Raw genomic sequence first — 17,499 nt, 5'->3', positions numbered from 1 at the left:
GAAGGGGCACAAGCAGCGTTACCTTGCTTCTTTAACCACGTTCGGTGATTATGGGTCCCGGCTTTCGCCGGGACGACACCGGGGAGATATCGCTAACCCCTCGGCACCACCAGCGCATCGACGATCGTCACGCCCTGCCCCTCCGGGTGCACCAGCACCGGATTGACCTCGATCTCGGCTATCTCGTTCGCATGCTGCGCCGCCAGCACTGAAATCTGCGAGATCAAACGCGCCAGTGCCGTGACATCGGCCTTCGGCGCGCCGCGGAAGCCGTGCAGTAGCGGCGCGGCTTTCAGCGTCTCCAGCATCGTGGTCGCTTCTTCCACGCTCACCGGCGCAGGGCGATAGACCACGTCCTTGAACAGTTCGGTGGTGATGCCGCCGAGCCCCACCATCACCATCGGCCCGAACGTCTTGTCCGTCATGGTGCCGACGATGATCTCGACGCCTTTCCTGGCCATCGGCCCGACCAGCACGCCCTGGATTTCAGCGCCCGGCCGCTGCTTCTGCACCGTCTCCAGCATGTCGCGATAGGCCGTGAATGCCGCACCCTTGGCGGCGATGTTGACGCGGACGCCGCCGACCTCGCTCTTGTGTGCGATCGCGGGCGACTGGATCTTCATGACCAGTGGAAATCCGGCGCGCTCGATCGCAGCGTCGAGCCCGTCGCGGTCGGTCACCAGCACCTCATCCGGCAGCGCAATGCCGGCCGCGCGCAGCAGCGATTTGCTGTCATATTCGGACAGCGTCTTCGACGTGAGATGCATGGAGAGATCGTGCGCCGGCGACGCTGATGCCGAGATCTCCGGCGCGGGCTTGAAGCCGGCATAGTCCGCCAGCCGCCGCATCGCGACGCCGACATGGGTCAGTCCCGAGAGCACCACCACGCCCGACTTCGCCAGCTCCTGCCGCGCGAATTGCGACGGCAGCGTGTAGGAATAGAACACCACCGGCTTGTTCTGCGCGGCGATCACCGGCTTCAGCTCGGCTTCCTTGAACGGCATCCGCGTCTCGCTCGACAGCGACAGCACGACCAGCGTCGCGTCCACTTCATCAGACGTGTCGAACAGCTCGATGCTCTTCTGCAGTCCGCCGGAGGAGACGCCCTGCGCGGTCACGTCGACCGGATTGCCTGCCGCGCCGTAGGACGGCATCCATTGCTTGATCTGGCTCTGGATCGCGGTCGATAGCTCCGGCACCCGCAACCCTTGCATCGAGACGGTATCGGCGCCCCAGATGCCGGCGCCACCGGACACCGTCAGCACCGCGACGCGATCGCCCTTCGGCAGCGGATTGGTGGTCAGAACCGCGGCAATGGTCACGGCCTCGTCGAGGTCGTTGGACACGATGAAGCCGTATTTCGCAAACACCGCATCATAGGCCGCCGACCAGCCCGCCATGCTCGCGGTGTGCGAGGCCGCCGCGCGCTCGCCGGCACCGGAGCGCCCGACCTTGGTGACGATGACGGGCTTTTTGAGCTCTGCCGCGCGCTTCGCCGCCGCCAAGAACTTGTCGACGTCGCGGATACCCTCGATGAACAGCAGGATCACGTCGGTCGAGGCATCCTGCACCATGTAGTCGAGGAACTCGCCGGCGCCGAGATCGCTCTCATTGCCGGCGCTGACGACATAGCTGAGCGCAACCCCGAGCGCCTTGGCGCGATGATAGATCGCAAAGCCGATGCCGCCGCTCTGCGCGACGATGCCGATCCGCCGCTTGCCGGCGACCAGATCGGGCGCATCCGGCTTGACGTCGACGGTCGGGCTGAAGGTCGCGGCGACCTTCTGCGCCTGGCTGTAAAACCCTTCGGCGTTCGGGCCACTGATCCGCATCCCGGTCCGCTTCGCCAGCGCGACGATCGCATCCTGCATGTCAGCGCTGTCGCCACCTTCCTCGGCAAAGCCGGACGAGATGATGACCGCGTTCTTCACGCCCGCGGCGGCGCATTGCTCCAGCGCCGGCAGCACTGCACGGGCGGGGATGACGATCACGGCAAGATCAATCGCCGCGCCGATCTCGGCGACCGACTTGAAGCACCTCAAGCCATCGATCTCGTCATAGTTCCGATTGATCGGATAAAGCTGGCCCGGGTAACCGTTCTTGCGCAACATCGCGAGCAGCCGCCCGGGAATCTTCTCGTGATCGCGCGAGGCGCCGATCAGCGCGATGCTTTTTGGGGCGAAGAAGGTATCGAGCGGATGCGGCATGGGGAGCGTGTTCCCGATTGTTGTTGTTGCTCTTGACGATATTGGATCACCGCCGCCGGCTCAACCGCTCTCCCCGCAAGCACCAATCGTTCACCGTCACCCTGAGGTGCGAGCGAAGAGAGCCTCGAAGGGTGCACGGCCACCAGCCGGGCCGTGCATCCTTCGAGACGCCGCTTCGCGGCTCCTCAGGATGACGGGAGAAAGATGCGTAGCCCGGATGCAGCGCAGCGCAATCCGGGGGCCGGTCTATCCGCGAAGAACGCGGCGGCCCCGGTTTTCGCTTCGCTGCATCCGGGCTACGACGTCACGCCGTCAGCTTGAACGTCACGCCGCAGAGCAGGAACCCGTCGCCCTTCACCGTACAGCCTCTGGCTTTTGCGGCGTCCAGCACCTTCGCCTTGTCGACGACCTTGAACGTCAAGCCGCTCATGATCTCGCTGTCGCCCTTGACGAAGCTGAAGGTGCTGTTCGGCAGCTTCACCACGGTACCACCGGCGGGAATGCCGACGATCCTGCCCCAATGCGCCGCCAATCCCTCAGGCTCGGGGCTCTGCATCTCGACCTCGGTCAGCGCCAAAGTCGTGTCCATGCGGATCGACTTCTGCCAGTCGGGGCCAGCCGGCGGGTACGGCCCCAGCACGTCGTCGCTGCCGTCGGTGTGGTTGAACTCGATGAAGGCGGCGCGGCAGTCGCGCGGGTGCAGCTGCACGCCGTGATACGGCGCGTGCGTGATCATGTTGGCGGTGCGCACGCCCATCGCGTTGGCCTTGGCGCCGCGCGCGTCGGGATCCTCACAAACGAAGATCGCCATATAGCCGCCGCGGCCACCGGTCTTCTCGATGAAGCGGCCGGCCGCTGTGCCCGGCCCCGGCTGGAACGGCGCGACGACTTCGAGCAGGATGGTATCGACCGGCAGCAGCGCATTCTCGAGGCCGTATTTCGCGACGTTGCCGTCGCGATAGCAGACGTCGAGGCCCATGATCGCGGAGATGTCCGCGATCACTGGCGCAAGCTGCGGCGCCACTAGGCAGATCTGCCGCAGCCGCATGTACTCGGCCATGGTCTACTGCCCCTGGAAGGTGGGCTTGCGCTTCTCGACGAAGGCTTTTGCCGCTTCCTTGTGGTCCGTGGTCTCGCCGGCACGCGTGTGATGGATCGCCTCGCCGTCGAAGCAGGCCTCCAGCGTCATGGTCTCGGCATTGTTGATGTTGCGCTTGATGTAGCCGAGCGCCACCGACGGCCCCTGCGCCAGCGAGCGCGCCAGTTCCAGCGTCTCGGCCTCGACATCGGCATCGGGCACCACCTTGGAGACCATGCCGAGGTTGTAGGCCTCCTGCGCCGACAGCACCGGCGACATCATGTAGAGCTCGCGCGCCTTGGCGCTGCCGAGCATCTTGGTCAGGAAATAGGTGCCGCCGTAATCGCCGGAGAAGCCGACCTTGGCGAAGGCGGTGGTGATCTTGCAGGAGGCGCCGGCAACGCGGAGATCGCAGGACAGCGCGATCGAGAGGCCCGCGCCCGCCGCGGCGCCGTCGAGCTGCGCCACCACCGGCTTCGGCATCTGGTGCAGGATGCGCGAGACCTCCATGCCGCGGCGCAGGTTGGCCATCTTGGCCTCGAATGGCAGCGGGGCGCGGCCTTCCGCCATCGACTTGACGTCGCCGCCGACGCAGAAGGTGCCGCCGGCGCCCCGGATCAGCACGGCGCGCACCTCGGTATCGTCCTGCGCCCGCCGCGCCGCCTCGACGAGGCCGCTCGTCATGTCGGGATTGAGCGCATTGCGCCGATCGGGACGGTTCATGGTGATGGTGAGCAGGCCCTTTTCGAGGGATTGGAGGACCATCTGATTGTCGCTCATGGCGTTTTGCCTTTCGTTGTTTGTTGATTGTTACGGCGTCATTCCGGGATGGTCCGAAGGACCAGACCCGGAATCTCGAGATTCCACAATTCGCAATTGCGAATTGAGATTCGATGCTGCGCATCGCTCCGGAATGACGCTTCGCGTCACTTCTTCACCAGCGGGCAGCGCGACTCCGACAGCGGCTGGAAGGCCTGGTCGCCCGGAACGGTCGCCACCAGCTTGTAGTCGTCCCAGCGGCCCTTCGATTCCGACGGCTTCTTGACCTCGAACAAATACATGTCGTGCACCATACGGCCGTCCTCGCGGATCTTGCCGTTTTTGGTGAACATGTCGTTGATCGGGGTCTCCTTCATCACCTTCATGACGGCGGCCGCATCGGTGGTGCCGGCGGCCTTCACGGCCTTGAGATAGTGCGTCACCGAGGAATAGACCCGGCCTGTGCCGAAGTCGGCACCCGCTTGGTGCGCTCCATGAAGCGCTTCGTGAAGGCGCGGCTGTCGTCGTTGAGATCCCAGTAGAAGGCTTCCGCCAGCAACAGGCCCTGCGCGGTATCGAGCCCGACGCTGTCGATGTCGGTGACAAAGGCCAATAGCGGCGACAGTTTCTGGCCGCTCTTGGTGAGGCCGAATTCCGCCGCCTGCTTGATCGCGTTGATGGTGTCGCCGCCGGCATTGGCAAGGCCGATCACCTTGGCCTTCGAGGCCTGCGCCTGCAGCAAGAAGGACGAGAAATCCGAGGTGTTGATCGGATGCCGCACGCTGCCGAGCACCTTGCCGCCCGACTTCACCACGACATTGCTGGTGTCCTTTTCCAGGTCCTGGCCGAACGCGTAGTCCGCGGTCAGGAAGAACCAGGTATCGAGACCGGATTTCACCGCGGCAAGGCCGGTCACATTGGCCTGCGCGAAGGTGTCGAACACGTAGTGCACGGTATAGGGGCCGCAGGCCTCGTTGGAGAGGCGGATCGAACCCGGACCGTTGAACATGATGATCTTGTTGCGCGCCTTGGCGATCTCGGCAGCGGCGAGCGCGGTCGCGGATGCCGCGACGTCGAAGATCATCTCGACACCCTGGTTGTCGATCATGTCGCGGGCGATGTTGGCGGAGAGGTCGGCCTTGTTGAGATGGTCGCCGACCACGATCTCGACCTTGCGGCCGAGCACCTCGCCGCCGAAATCCTCCACCGCCATCTTGGCGGCGGCTTCGCTGCCCGAACCGGTGATGTCGGCATAGAGGCTCGACATATCGAGGATACCGCCGAGCTTCAGCGGAGGCTTGTCCTGCGCCAGCGACGCATTCGCCGAGATCGCAAACGCACAGGCCAACACGCCGGCCAAAACTCGTCTCATTCCAATCCTCCCTTGCAGCGCGGACCTCGTTCCATCAGGTCCGTTTCGAGGGCCGGATCATGCCGCATGGCCTGCACTGCAGCAAGCCGCAGCGGCAGCAATCTGTTTTCCACTAAGCGGAATGAGGCGCCGCGCCGGAGCTTCCGGCCGCGCTGCGATCAGAGATGAAAGTCGGGAACGGTCTGATGGGGCGTTCCCGCCGGCAGGCCGAGGAACAGGTACTGCATGCCATAATGTCCGGCGAATGCCGATGCCGTGGCATCCATGATGATGCGACCGCCCAGATCCAGATGCAATTCCGGCCGGGTAATGGCCCCGAGTGTGTAGGCCGGCACGATGGTCTCGTTGATATGCAGGGCGTCGAAGACGGCGGACACCGCCGAAAGCGAGGCCGCATTGCCGGCCAGGTCGACGACATCGGCGCCGTTGGCGGCGAAGCCGGTCACCGCCAGCGAGCCGGCCCGATCCGTCGATGACACGATGTGATCGAATACCAGCTTCGAGGAATCGCCGAGCAGCGCCGTTGCCGCGGCGTCGTAGATTGCGGTGCCGCCATCGTTCAGCGTCAGGCTCGGCGTGCCGCCATTGACGTGAACCGCCTCGTTGAAGCCGACCGTCAGTTGCACCAGCGAACCCGGCGCCGCGACGCCGCCGGAGGGCGTCGCCGTGATCCCGGTGAGATGGGGCGCCGTGGTGTCGAGGGTGAACGTCAGGCTCGACGACGCGCTGACATTGCCGGCGGCGTCGACCTCCTGCACCGTGACGGAGTGCATACCATCAGTCGTAAAGACCGGCGCCGCCGTGGAGAAGCCCGAGGCGCCGTCGGCCTTGTAGCGCAGCGTGTCGGCCGCATCGAACTTGGTGTAATCGATCAGCGGATTGCTGGTGATGTGGTCGGCGCTGGAGACGCCGGTGTCGCGGTGCAGTGCCAGCGTCGGCGCCGATGGCGCCTTGGTGTCGCCGGTGAAGCTGACCGCGTTGCTCGCTCCGCCGGCGTTGCCGGCGATGTCGGTGTAGCTCGCCCCTGCAACCGAAAGATCGGCCGACAGATGGTCGGTGACATCGGCGGTGAAGGTCGCGGTGTAGATATCGTGGCCCGCGCCATTGATGCCGACATGGACGAGGCTGCCCAGCAGGCCGCCATGGACGGTGACGTCACCGAGTCCGAAACCTGCGACCGCCTCGGAGAAGGTGAACGTCATCAGCGCGGCGTCGCCGGCGTGTAGCAGGGTGTGATCGGCCGCCACCGATACCGTCGGCGGATGCGCGTCGCCACCGATCGTCGCGGTATTGCTCGCCGCGCCGGCATTGCCTGATACGTCGGCATAGCTTGCGGCGGTGACCCGGATCGAGCCCGCCACGACGTCGTTGATATCGGGAGTGAAGGTCGCGGTGTAGACGTCCTGCCCCGACACGTTGAGCCCGACATGGACCAGATTGCTGAGCGCGCCACCAGCGACGGCCGTGTCGCCGAGTGCAAAGCCCGCGATCTCTTCGGAGAAGGTGAAGGTGACGGCCGAAGTCTGGCCGGAAAGCACCGTGCTGGGACTCACCGCAACTGACACCGTCGGGGCCCTGGTATCGCCGGTGAAATTGATGGCGTTGCTTGTCGCGCCGTTATTGCCGGCGACGTCGGTGTAACCAGACGCGGTGACCTGCACCGAACCGGCTTCAGTGTTGCTTTCGTGCGGCGTGAAAATTGCCGTGTAGACGTCCTGGCCCGATGCGTTGACGCCGACATGGACCAGATTGCCCAACGCCCCGCCATGTACCGTGACGTCACCGAGCGCGAAGCTCGCGATTTGTTCGGAGAACGTGAACGTCACCAGCGCGGTCTGGCCCGCCAGCAGCGCGTTACGGTCAGCACCGATCGACACCGTCGGCGCCAGCGTATCGCCGCCGATCGTCGCGGTGTTGCTTGCCGCGCCGGCATTGCCGGCCACATCGCTGTAGCCGGACGCATTCACCTTCACCGAGCCGGTCTCGGTGTCGCTGACATCGGGCGTGAAGGTCGCGGTGTAGACGTCCTGCCCAGCGCCGTTGAGCCCGACATGCACGAGATTGCTCAGCGCGCCACCTTGGACGGTGATGTCGCCAAGGGCGAAACCCGACACGGTCTCCGAGAAGGTGAAGGTCACGACCGAGAGGTCGCCGGCCAGCACCGTGTCGGGATTGAGCGTGACGGAGACCGTTGGCGCCAGCGTGTCACCGGTGAAGTTGATGGCGTTGCTGGCGGCGCCGGCGTTGCCGGCCGTGTCGCTATAGCTCGATGCATTGACCTGCACCGAGCCTGCCTCGGCGTTGGTGACGTCGGGCGTGAAGTTCGCGGTGTAGATGTCCTGGCCGGCGCCGTTGACGCCGACATGGACAATGCTGCCCAGCGCGCCGCCGCTGACGCTGATGTCGCCGAGCGCGAAGCCCGCGACGGCCTCGGAGAAGGTGAAGGTCACGACCGCGGTCTGACCGGCAAGCAGCGTACCATGGTCAGCTGAAACCGACACGGTCGGCGCCTTGGTGTCGCCGGTGAAGCTGATCGTGTTGCTCGACGCGCCGGAATTGCCGGCAACGTCGCTATAGCTCGATGCATTGACCTGCACCGAGCCAGCCTCGGCATTGGTCACGTCGGGCGTGAAGGTCGCGGTGTAGACGTCATGGCCGGAGCCATCGACGCCGACATGGGTGAGATTGCCTAGCGTACCGCCCTGGACGGTGACATCACCCAATCCAAAGCCGCCGACGGCCTCGGAGAAGGTGAACGTGACAACCGCGCTATCGCCGGCAACCAGCGTGGTGTGATCGGCTGCAACCGCCACCGTCGGCGCCTTGGTATCACCGGTGAAGCTGATCGCGCTGCTTGCCGCGCCGGCGTTTCCGGCGCTGTCGGTATAGCTTGACGCGTTGACCTGCACCGAGCCCGCCTCGGCGTTGGTCACGTCGGGTGTGAAGGTTGCCGTGTAGATGTCCCGGTGCGCGGCGTTGACGCCGACATGCACGAGGTTGCTCAGCGCGCCGCCGCTCACCGTCGTGTCCGTCAACGCGAAGCCGGTAACCGCCTCGGAGAAGGTGAAGGTGACGGTCGAGGTCTGCCCGGCCAGCAGTGCGGTCGAGCTCGCCGCAACCGACACGGTCGGCGCGATCGCGTCGATCACGAGATGCAGGTCGGCCGCCGCATGGGTCACGTCGGCGTCCTGGCCGCCAGGATCCCTGATCGTGCCGCCGTTGAGCGAGAGGCTCTGCACCTGAAGATCGGACGTGCTGTCGCCGTCCTGCACCGTGTAGCTGAACACCAGCGCCTGCGAGCCGCTGCCGCTGAGATAGGTTGCGGCCTTGCCGTCGCTGAGCAGCAGCTCGGGCGCGCCGGTCACGCTCACCGTGTTGCTGAAGTTGACGGTGATGGTCACGACCTTGCCGGCGTTCAGGATCGTGAGATGATCGGTGGTGTCAGCTGTGACCGAGGCGATGCTCGCCTGTGACCGGATCTCGAGATGCGGAGAGGCCGAGCCGTCGGACGCCAGCATCAGCGAGCCGGCCGAGGCGCCAGCGCCAAAACTCAGGTTCAGCGATGCGAGCGTCGTGCCGCCGCCGCTCCTCACCAGCAACACGCCGTTCGCATAGGACAGCGTCGCCGTGGCGTCATAGGCGATGTTGCCGAAGTCGATGGTGTCGCCGCCGGCAAAGCCGGTGATCGACGTGCTGAAGGAGGTGCCGGAGAATGCCGCGGCATCGAGCACGAGTTTTTCGGTGCTGCCGTCGGTGAAGGCGATCGCGCCGGTTCCCGCCGCACCCCTCGCCGCCAGCTCGAGGATCGAGCCCTTGATGACGGTGCCGCCGGAATAGGTGTTGTGCGCCGACAGCACAAGCCGCCCGCCGCCGGTCACCTCGACATCACCAGGCGTCGCGCCGTCGGAGATCACGCCGCTCTGGGTAACGGTTTCGCCGGCCGCGACATTGAAGACCGGATCGCCCGCGACGGTGATGTTGCGGGTCTGCGTGAAGCCGTCGGTGAAGCTGATGCCGGTGCCGTCGCCGAGCTTCAGCACGTTGGTGACCGCGCCGAGATTGACGTTGGCTGAGATCGACACGCGGCTGCCGGCGCCGCTGACCGTAGTATTGCCCGTGTATGTGTTGTTGCCGCCGAGAATGACGGTGCCGCCGCCGCTGATAACGAGACCGCCAACGCCCGCATTGGCACCGGCGCCGCCATTGCCGCTCTGGTCCGCGATGTCGTTGGCGACAGTCAGCGTCTGGCCGCTGCCGGGCGCGAAGCTGAGATCGTTGTTGCCCTGGATGAAGATGCCGGAGCCGAGACCCGAGCCGCTGGCCTGGCCGATGCCATTGGTGCCGCCCTTGACGGCGCTGAAGCCGGAATCGTTCGACAGCGAGCCGCTCTTGATGGTCAGCGAACCGCCTTGCTGGACGAACACGTCGCCGCCCGCGCCAAGGCCGCCACCGCCGCCGGGCGCGCCGTTGCCGTTGGTGCCGCCATTGCCGCCGCCGAAACCGCCGACACCGCCGATGCCGCCGCCGCCACCGAACCCGCCGTCGCCATTATAGCCGCCGCCACCGCCGAAGCCGCCATTGCCGCCATCGCCGCCACCACCACCGAAGCCGCCATTGCCGCCATCAGCCCCGTTGCCGCCGCCGACACCGCCACCCGGACCATAGGGTGCGCGGACGCCGCTGCCGATCCACCCCGCCGCGCCACCGCCTCCACCGTTGGCGCCGCCTGCTCCGCCATACCAGTAAAGCTCGGTCCCGCCCCCGATCGAGACCAGGTAACCGTCGCTCCCTTTGCCGCCCCCAGCGGTGTTGGGGATAATGCCGGGCGAACCGCTTCTAAAGAGATCATCGTCCGCGCCCTGAGCGCCGAGGCCGATCCCCCCGCCGCCGCTGCTTCCGCCGCGTCCGCCCATCCCGCCGCCGCCGCCGAAGCCGTAGCCGGAGCTGATACTGCCAGTGCCGCCGGCACCGCCGTTGCCGCCGATCGCGGCGCTGTTGTGGAAGGTGACGTTGTCGATGGTGGCGCTGCCGCTCGACGAGACGAACAGCGCGCCGCCGAGCCCGGCGCCGCCACCGCCGCCGCCGCGGACGACACCGCCGCCTGCGGCCACCGTGTTCTGGATGGTCAGGTTCTCGAGATTGACGTTGCCCGCATAGACGAAGAAGCCACGCTGGGCGTTGAGGCCGTCGATCGTATGCGTGCCGCCGTGGCCGTCGCTACCATTGATCGTGACGCTCGATCCGCTCAGGAGATTGAGCGCGTACAGCTCCGACGTCAGGCTGAAGTTCGCAGTGATGTTGATTGTGTAGTTGGCATTCGGCGCGGCGTTCTGCCCCCCGGAATCCATCTGCAGGATGGCCGCATTGAGCTCGGCGACGTTGGAGACATTGAAGACGCGGGTCGAGACGACCTGCACGATCGTTCCGCCGTTGGCATCCTGCGAGAGCTGGAAACTGGTCCCGGCGCCGACGCCGGCAAGGGTCAGCGTATCGGTCGCGGTGCCGTTCGAGATCGAGAGCGTGTTGCCGGACAGGCTGACCGTGTTGAGCGACGGATTCTGGGTGTTGTACTGCAGCCCGGTCAGGTCGATGAGCTGGCCGGGATTGAAGTTCGCGATCGTGTTGGCGAACGCATTGCCGCTCAGCGCGACGTTGTCGATCTTCAGCGTGCCGGCGATGCCGGTCGTGAACGAGATGTTGCCGGTTCCGGCGGCGCCGGCCGCGGCGAGCCACACCGTGCCCGAATAGATCGTCGTGCTGCCGTAGGTATTGGCGGCATGACCAAGCACGAGCGTACCGCCGCCGTCGACGCCGAGATTGCCGCTGCCGGTGACGAGGGCCGTGTCGGACACGGTCTTGCCGTTCGCGATCGACAGGATCGAATTGCCGCTGACCGAGAGCGTGTCGTCGAAAGTGCCGCTCGATGTCAGCGACAGATGCGCGCTGCTCAGACCGAACGTCCCGGTCAGCCCCGCGAGCTGACCCATCCCGAGCTGCAACGTGCCGGCGCCGGACAGCATGAACGTACCGGAGCCGCTGATCGAGCCGGTGTCCGCGATCGTGCCGGACGATATGGCGAAGGTGCCGCCATTGGCGGTGAGCTGAATATCGTGCGTGAAAGTGTAGCCGCCGGTCGTGGTCAGCGTGCCGCCGTTGAGGATCAGCGTACCGGCCGAACCGCCGATGTTGTTGTCGGCCGTGATCGAGAGAGTGTTGCCGGCATCGATCTGCGTACCGCCGACATAGCTGCTCGCACCCGTCAACGTCAGCGTACCGCCGCCGGAGACGACCAGCTTGCCGGTGGTGCCGCTGCCGCTGATGCCACGTTCGTCGGCGATCGTGTCAGCTATCGTGAGCGTCGTCGATATCGTCGGCCCGCCCGCGAAGGGGGAGGAGATGGCGTGCGTCGGCGTGACCACCATCGTGCCCTGGATGAAGATGTCGCCATAGGCGGAGCCGTTGCCCGCACCATTGGCGCCGGTGCCGCCGATCTCGGTCGCATCCATCAAGGTGCCGCCGATGACGGTCAGCGTGCCGCCTTGTTGAACGAAGATGTCACCGCCGGCGCCAAGGCCGCCGCCACCGCCGCCGGCGAGCGAGCCGCTGCCCGCGCCGAAGCCGCCGGTGCCGGGCGTGCCGTTCGAACCGCCGCCGCCACCGCCGAAGCCGCCATTGCCGCCGGTATGCGCGTATCCGCTGCCGTTGCCGGAGCCGCCGCCACCGCCGGCGAAACCACCATTGCCGCCGCCATAAATGCCGCCGCCGCCACCGCCGCCCATGCCGCCGGCGCCGCCGAAGCCGATCAGGGTGCCCGAGGGGCCGCCGCCCACCGAGTTGGCGCCGCCGATGCCACCGCCGCCGCCACCGACACCGCCGCCACCACCGCCGCCACTCGCGCCACCGCCGGCATGTGCGCCGTAGCCTGAGCCGCCGTAATTGTCGGCGCCCTGTCCGCCGCCCGCCGCACCTTCGATCGTCGCCGGCGTGCCGCCCGCGGTCTGCGCCCCGGTCGAGGGATGCTGGCTGTCGGAGCCCGCCTCGCTGTAACCGTTGCCGCCGGTGCCGTGATAGCCGTAATAGTCTTGGCCGCCGAAGCCGCCACCACCACCGCCGCCGCCATTGCCGCTGCCGCCATCGGCGCCGATGCCGCCGCCACCACCGCCACCGCCGGCCGGATCGACCGCGCCGCCATTGCCGCCTTTGGCGGTGTTGTTGCCGAAATTGACATTGTTGAGCGTGACGTTGGCGTTCTGTCCGACGAACAGGCCGCCGCCGAGACCCGCGCCGCCGCCGCCACCGCCGACCCCGCCATTGCCGCCGCTTGCCACCGCATTGATGATGGTGAGGTTCTTGAACGTCACCGTGCCTGAGGTGACGACGAAGCCTTGGTAGCCGCGCGCGTCGATGACGTCGCTATAGTCCTGTCCGCCGAGCTGATTGTTGTAGTCGGAGTTGCCGTCGAAGGTCAGCGTTGAGCCGTTCATCAGATTGATGGCCGGCAGATCGTCCAGCAATTGCAGCGTGCGCGCGCCGGACGAGAGCGAGAAGTTGATGACGTAATCGGTGTTGGCCGCAGCCAGACCACCGCCGACGCTGATCGCCGAGATCGCGTTGTAGAGCTGGAGATAATCGTGCAGCGGATCGCTGGTCGTCAGCGTCAGAACAACGGGATTCGACACAAGGACCTCGGCAATATGCGTGAGCGACCGCAACCGGTCGCCTTTCAAAAAATTGCCGAATAGTTACCTTGCGCCGCAAGTCATTGGCAACAATAACGAATTCTCATTCCGCGCACGGAGTTGCGATCATGAATGGGTAAGGTTGACGCGTGTGAGAGCCGCTCGACGCACGATCGGACGGCAATTTTCGTCGCGAGAAGGGCCGCTGAAGACGAGTTCGTCTCGCGACAGGCACGCATTGATGTGAAACACCAATTTCGCCTGTGCACGCGATGAGAAGCGCCGCAGAAAAATTGACCACCGAATCAACGATGGCATCCCTCGATGCGATTTCGCTTCGCTTGAGGTGGCTCTGAAGCGATCTTTCCGTCAGACTGTCCTTGTTGGCGACCACGCTCCGAGCGGAGCGCGCCGGAGTCACGAGTGCCGCATGACGCCTCCACGCGAAAGAGCATGGCGTCGCCGTCCGTGGGCGGTGATGATGACAGCATGCGTCCTCGCGATCGGCGCGTGCAGCGGACGCGCCGAAGCGGGTGGATGCAATTTCGAGATTCAGGGCGAGGGTCGCGTCGCCGCCATCGTCGATGCGCGCAGCCTGCGGCTCGACGACGGCCGTGAGATCAAGCTCACCGGTATCGAGGTGGCCGACAAGGCGAAGACCATCGCTGCACTGACGGCGCTGCTGGTCGGCCGCGAGGTGACGTTGCGCGGACAGGATGACACGCCGGACCGCTATGGCCGGCAGCCGGCCTACGCATTCCTCGAAGGCAGTGAGAAGCCCGTGCAAAGCGAGCTGCTGCGCCAGGGCCTCGCTGTGGCGTCATCCGAGGTCGCCGACAAGGACTGTGCGGCGGCGCTGATGGCGGCCGAGGCCGAGGCCAGGGCCGCCCGATCGGGAACCTGGGCCGAGGCCACCGTCATAAAAAACGCCGAAAGTTCCGCCGATATTTTGACCGGGATCGGGCGTTTTACAGTGGTCGAGGGCAGGGTTTTGTCCGTGCGTCAGGCGGGCGCGACGACCTACCTGAATTTCGGTCGAAACTGGACTCAGGACTTTGCTGCGACTATTTCAAGGCGCATAGTCCCTGCGTTCGAGGCGGCCGGGCTTGCGCCCAAGTCTCTGGAAAATCGTAAGATTTCGTGTACGAGGCTGGGTGGAAGCACGACGTGGGCCGCGAATCGAACTGCTCCGGGTGGGGCAGCTTGAAGTGCTCGGCGGGAACTAGAGGCCCAAGGGACTCAAGAAACCCAGGGGCCCTGCCCCGGTCTTTTTACGGGACAATTTGTGAGTTTTTGACGTGATTGAGCGCGCAGGACGGCGTGAAGAGGGGACTGGCCGCCGCCTTTTGGCTGCGCCGGCGCTCGTCTGCGCCGTCCTGACGCTGTCGGCCTGCGGCAATATCGGCCGGTTCGAGCAGGCCACGCCGACAGCAGCGGCGGCGCCGGTAAAGCCGAACCGCGTGGTGCAGCAGACGCCCACGAGCGAACGCGAGCATGAGCGCATCCTGTCGTCCTATGGCGGCGCCTATGACGACCCGAAGCTCGAGGCCCTGATCAGCAAGACCGTCGAGCGGCTGGTCGCCGCCTCCGAACGGCCCGACCAGGCCTACAAGGTCACGATCCTCAATTCCGGCGCGGTCAACGCCTTCGCGCTGCCGACCGGCCAGCTCTATGTCACGCGCGGCCTGATTGCGCTCGCCAGCGACACCTCCGAGCTCTCCTCGGTGCTGAGCCACGAGATGGCGCATGTGCTGGCCAAGCACGCGGCGATGCGCGAGGACCAGGCCCGCCAGGCAGCGGTGGTGACGCGCGTCGTCACCGACATGAGCACCGATCCCGATCTCACCGCGCTGGCGCTCGCCAAGACCAAGCTGACGATGGCGAGCTTCTCGCGCCAGCAGGAGTTCGAGGCCGACGGCATCGGCGTCGGGATCGCCGCTCGCGCGCATTTCGATCCCTACGGCGCGGCGCGCTTCCTGACCGCGATGGAGCGCAATGCCGCGCTCAAGATCGGCAAGACCGCGCTCGATCCGCGCGCGCAGGACTTCACCTCGTCGCATCCGGCGACGCCCGAGCGCATCAACAACGCGCAGACCACCGCACGGCAGTACTCATCGCCCGAGAGCAACGAGCGCGATCGCGAGACCTATCTCGCCGCGATCGACAACATCGTCTATGGCGAGGATCCCAGCGAAGGCTTCGTGCGCGGCCGCCGCTTCCTGCATCCCAAGCTCGGCTTCACCTTCACCGCACCCGACAATTTCACGCTCGACAACACCGCGCAGGCGGTGATCGGCGTGCGCGAGGGCGGCAGCCAGGCGATGCGCTTCGACGTGGTGCGGGTGCCGGCCGAGCAGTCGCTCGGCGATTACCTGAATTCGGGCTGGATGGAAGGCGTCGAGAAGTCCTCGACCGAGGACCTCAACATCAACGGCTTTCCGGCGGCGTCGGCCACCGCCCATGGCGACCAGTGGCAGTTCAAGGTCTATGCGCTGCGCTTCGGCAGCGACGTCTACCGCTTCATCTTCGCCGCCAAGCAGAAGTCCACCGAGAGCGAGCGTAACGCGCGCGAGACCGTCAATTCGTTCCGCCGCCTGACGCTCGACGAGATCCAGGCCGCGCGCCCGCTGCGCATCAAGGTCATTAACGTGCAGCCCGGCGACACCGTGGAATCGCTGTCGCACCGCATGTCCGGCGTCGATCACCCGGCCGAGCGCTTCCGCGTGCTCAACGGCCTCGACGCCCATGCCCAGGTGAAGCCGCGCGACCGCGTCAAGATCGTGGTGGATTGAGACAGAAAGAAAACGTGACCCGTAGCCCGGATGAAGCGAAGCGCAATCCGGGACGTGTATCCGTGGAAGGAAAGTCCCGGATTACGCTGCGCTCCATCCGGGCTACTAGGAATACTACTTCGCCTTCTCCTTGAGGAAGGCAATGATGTCGGCCCGATCCTTCGGATCCTGAACCTCGTAGAACATCTTGGTGCCCGGAACCATCGTGTCCGGACCGGTGAGCCATTTGTCGAGATTCTCCTCGGTCCACACGATCTTCGAGGTCTTCAGCGCCGGCGAGTAGTCGTAGCCCGCGACGGAGCCGGCGAGGCGGCCGACGACACCCTTGTGCATCGGGCCGACGTCGTTCTTGTCGATCGAATGGCAATCGCCGCAGCCCTGGTACAGCGTGGCGCCGCGCGCCGCATCTCCCGCGGCACGGGCGCTGTTCAGGGCGAGCAGAATCGCGATGGCCGCCATCGCGGCAATTTTGGCTTGCCGCGGCGCCAGCACGCCTGCGATCGAACGAATGCTCATTCCCGGGGCTCTCCTGTTTGCCACCACAACAGGAGCAGGCATGCCGCGATTCTATTCCCTGGAATGCCGCGCGCTCGCGCGACCGGCGACTGACGAAGATTTTTGAGCCAACCGGGAATTTCCCCGCGCGCCGCCGATCTCTATCGAAAGCTGCCACCTCCGCAGCGGCGCCGGGCTATTGGAGCATCCCCAGTGTTTCAGAATCGGTTCGGCGCCGTCGCTCGACTTGCCGAACTCGGGTGCGTGCTTGCTGCGCTCACACTCGCAGCAGCCACCGCCGCGCGCGCGGACGGCTGTCCCAAGCCGGGCGACGAAATCGCGACCGACCGGCCCGACGTCACCAATTCGAGTATCGTCGTGCCGGTCGGGAGCCTGCAGAACGAAAACGGCATCAACCTGACCGGCCGCAGCGGTGGCCGCAGCATCGACGGCAGCAACAGCCGCTGGCGGCTCGGAATCGCGCCCTGCCTCGAGGTGCTGGTCGACCTGCCGAGCTATGTCGGCACCGTGAAGTCGCCCGGCGCCTCGGGCTTTTCCGATGTCGCGCCGGGGATCAAATGGCAGATCAGTCCGCTGCCGGGGAAGCTCGACCTCTCGATCACGGCCGGCGTCGCGCTGCCGATGGGCGCTGCCGAGATCGCCGGGCGCGGCGCGCAGCCCTATATCCAACTGCCATGGTCATGGGAGCTGCATGACGGCTGGGGCGTGAGCGGCATGTTCACGGAATTCTTCCGCCCTGCCGAACTGACCGGCCGGCACATGTCGGAAGCGACCTTCGTGATCGAGAAGAAGCTGACCGAGCGGATCAGCGTGTTCACCGAATATGTCGGCGACTATCCCGATGGTGCACGGCCGACCCAGCTCATCAACTCCGGCGGCCTGTACCAGATCACGCCGACCCAGCAGGTCGACTTCCATGTCGCGTTCGGACTCAACCGCAACTCGCCGAACTACATCGTCGGCCTGGGGTACTCGTTCCGCGTCGACGGATTGTTCCGCTAGCCCACCTCCCCTTGAAAAGGGGACGTCGCTTTGCTCGCCAGAGCAAAGCGGGTGGGGATCTGCTCTCTCCGCTTGCAGCGGAGCCTGTGGCTGA

At 65.8% G+C, this 17,499-nt stretch carries 7 protein-coding genes and 2 pseudogenes; 3 read left to right on the top strand and 6 right to left on the bottom strand.

The features are described from left to right. Positions 1-92: 92 nt before the first annotated feature. The 5 genes and pseudogenes from ACSKB9_RS26585 to ACSKB9_RS26565 all read right to left on the bottom strand — a co-directional run bounded on the left by ACSKB9_RS26585 (position 93) and on the right by ACSKB9_RS26565 (position 13,095). Positions 93-2,207: an acetate--CoA ligase family protein gene (locus ACSKB9_RS26585; RefSeq protein ID WP_438076795.1), complete on the bottom strand. Its 2,115-nt coding sequence runs from the start codon at positions 2,205-2,207 to the stop codon at positions 93-95. Positions 2,208-2,511: 304 nt separating this feature from the next. Beyond that, on the bottom strand, positions 2,512-3,267 hold the full coding sequence (locus tag ACSKB9_RS26580) for a hypothetical protein (RefSeq protein ID WP_438076793.1): 756 nt from the start codon (positions 3,265-3,267) through the stop codon (positions 2,512-2,514). A 3-nt stretch (positions 3,268-3,270) separates the two neighbouring features. Further along, positions 3,271-4,065 carry an enoyl-CoA hydratase gene (locus ACSKB9_RS26575; RefSeq protein WP_438076791.1) on the bottom strand — a complete coding sequence of 265 codons (795 nt, stop codon included), beginning with the start codon at positions 4,063-4,065 and terminating at the stop codon, positions 3,271-3,273. A gap of 146 nt (positions 4,066-4,211) precedes the next feature. Then, a pseudogene (locus tag ACSKB9_RS26570) lies at positions 4,212-5,311 on the bottom strand (ABC transporter substrate-binding protein). Positions 5,312-5,574: 263 nt separating this feature from the next. Next, positions 5,575-13,095, bottom strand: a complete 7,521-nt coding sequence (locus ACSKB9_RS26565; RefSeq protein ID WP_438076789.1) for an Ig-like domain-containing protein — start codon at positions 13,093-13,095, stop codon at positions 5,575-5,577. 478 nt (positions 13,096-13,573) lie between these two features. On the opposite strand from ACSKB9_RS26565, the pseudogene ACSKB9_RS26560 reads away from it, so the two are divergent. Both ACSKB9_RS26560 and ACSKB9_RS26555 read left to right on the top strand, forming a co-directional pair. After that, positions 13,574-14,321 (top strand): annotated as a pseudogene (locus tag ACSKB9_RS26560) (thermonuclease family protein). Positions 14,322-14,393: 72 nt separating this feature from the next. Continuing rightward, positions 14,394-15,887: a M48 family metalloprotease gene (locus ACSKB9_RS26555; RefSeq protein WP_438076787.1), complete on the top strand. Its 1,494-nt coding sequence runs from the start codon at positions 14,394-14,396 to the stop codon at positions 15,885-15,887. 114 nt (positions 15,888-16,001) lie between these two features. Here the strand turns inward: ACSKB9_RS26555 and ACSKB9_RS26550 are convergent, their stop codons facing one another. Beyond that, positions 16,002-16,403, bottom strand: coding sequence for a c-type cytochrome (locus tag ACSKB9_RS26550; RefSeq protein WP_438076785.1), 402 nt, complete (start codon positions 16,401-16,403; stop codon positions 16,002-16,004). A gap of 192 nt (positions 16,404-16,595) precedes the next feature. Between ACSKB9_RS26550 and ACSKB9_RS26545 the strand changes: the two genes are divergently transcribed. Then, positions 16,596-17,405, top strand: a complete 810-nt coding sequence (locus tag ACSKB9_RS26545; RefSeq protein ID WP_438076783.1) for a transporter — start codon at positions 16,596-16,598, stop codon at positions 17,403-17,405. Positions 17,406-17,499 lie beyond the last annotated feature (94 nt).

It is taken from the genome of Bradyrhizobium sp. BR 1433, assembly GCF_051547665.1.
Taxonomy (GTDB): Bacteria; Pseudomonadota; Alphaproteobacteria; order Rhizobiales; family Xanthobacteraceae; genus Bradyrhizobium; species Bradyrhizobium australafricanum.
Note: the sequence above shows the minus strand (reverse complement) of the source record. Positions and strands in the feature narration are given on the sequence as shown.